2 protein-coding genes and 1 pseudogene are annotated in these 1,745 nt (G+C 55.9%); all 3 read left to right on the top strand.

Translation table 11 applies throughout. The annotated features are described in order from the left end of the window. Positions 1-198 precede the first annotated feature (198 nt). Positions 199-510 (top strand): annotated as a pseudogene (locus tag WBC85_RS01445) (transposase); the annotation flags it as partial. Next, the gene (locus WBC85_RS01450; protein ID WP_424432907.1) at positions 488-805 is read left to right on the top strand and encodes a Stf0 family sulfotransferase; all 318 of its coding nucleotides are present in this window, start codon (positions 488-490) and stop codon (positions 803-805) included. The pseudogene WBC85_RS01445 and the gene WBC85_RS01450, both read left to right, overlap by 23 nt. 87 nt (positions 806-892) lie before the next feature. After that, on the top strand, positions 893-1,745 hold an 853-nt coding region (locus WBC85_RS01455; protein ID WP_424432906.1), incomplete at its 3' end, for a Ppx/GppA phosphatase family protein.

Here is a 1,745-nt window from a genome sequence, read left to right on the forward strand (position 1 = left end):
CATAATTCTCATCATTAATGTGAGGCGCGATCAACATGAGGTACGGCATATTGTTTTCAGCGTTTGTCCTGGCTAACACCCCCCATGGCGGAAGTGTCACCACCCTATGCAGACTGTGTGGAAACTCTAGGATTCCCGCTTGGCGGTTCAGGTGGTATACTTGGACATGGCACAAATAATCGGACTTCTCGCGAGCAGATGTTGCTTTTATCCGAAAGCCTCGATGACTACGTCGGCCCAGCAAACCCGGTTCGGTTCATTGAGGCATTTGTGAATGAACTCGATCTTGGGGACGCAGGTTTCGTTAGGGCGATGCCCAAGTCAACAGGCCGGCCAGGCTATAACCCCGCCGATCTGCTTAAACTTTACATCTACGGTTATTTGGACCGGACGCGCTCAAGCCGACGTTTGGAAGCTGAGACTTATCGCAGCATTGAGGTGATCTGGCTCCTCAAGCGTCTGCAACCAAACTTCAAGACCATCGCCGATTTTCGACGGGACAACCGGAAGGGAGCCGACTGAACCGGAGGGCTACAGCGAAGCAACCATCACCGCCCGCATGGAAATGCTGCAAGCATTTGATGACGCATGGGATGTTTGGTTCGATACGCAGGGTATTCGCCCTCTGCGGTTGAGCTACGAGGATTTGTCAGATAATCCACAGCAGGCACTGGGCAAAGCGTTGCGATACATCGGTCAGGATGCAAACCTTGCGCGCGATGGCACACCGGGGTTGCGCAAGCTTTCGGATGCGGTGAATGCCGAATGGATTGCCCGCTACCGTGCCAGCCGATCCGCCCCCTAAGAAATGCTCAGGGACCATCCGTTCACGCTTGCGCGCCACCTGATGCAGGACTACGTTAACCTCAACTCGATATGAAAGGCGCGAACCATGGCGCCACAGCGTCCCAAAGGTGCGGGCGCGCTCGATAAGGACTTACAGTCGGCTCTGAGCCCCGCGCCAGTTCCGCCCAGATCGTCCGAGCTATATGCGGCCCTTGATCTGGGCACAAATAGCTGCCGCATGCTGATTGCACAGCCCAAGGGCAGTGGATTTCATGTGGTGGATAGTTTTTCCAAGTCTGTCCAATTGGGGGCAGGGCTGGAAAAGACCGGGCGCTTGTCGCGCGGATCTATGGCGCGCACCATACAGGCGTTGCGCATCTGTCAGCAGAAACTGCGCCGCAACAAGGTGAGCCGCATGCGGCTGGTTGCCACCGAAGCCTGTCGCCGCGCGCTTAATGGTGCAGAGTTCATGAAACGCGTTCAGCGCGAGACAGGCCTGCGACTGGATATCATCAAGCCCGAGGAAGAAGCTCAGCTTGCGGTAATTTCATGCGCACCGCTGGTCAACCGCAAGACAGAGAACCTGCTGGTTGTCGATATCGGCGGCGGATCGACCGAGCTGGTCTGGATTGATATCTCAAAGGTGCCCAAGAAAGACCGCGCACAATCCATCATGCGGCTGCATTCGGGTTTCAATCAGGCCAAGACCGACGTTCCTGCGGCCAAAGTGGTGGATTGGATATCCGTGCCGCTTGGCGTGGCGACATTGCGTGATCAGTTCAACGATGTCGAAGACGACGCTGCGCGCTTTGCCTTGATGAGCTGGTTTTTCGAGGAAAACCTGGCAGATTTCACGCCATATCAATCCGCACAGCCGCAAGAACGGTTTCAGATTGTCGGGACCTCTGGCACCGTGACAACGGTCGCGGCGAGCCATCTGGATCTCAAACGTTATGACC

Source organism: Planktotalea sp., assembly GCF_049680325.1.
In the GTDB taxonomy this organism is placed as follows: domain Bacteria; phylum Pseudomonadota; class Alphaproteobacteria; order Rhodobacterales; family Rhodobacteraceae; genus Planktotalea.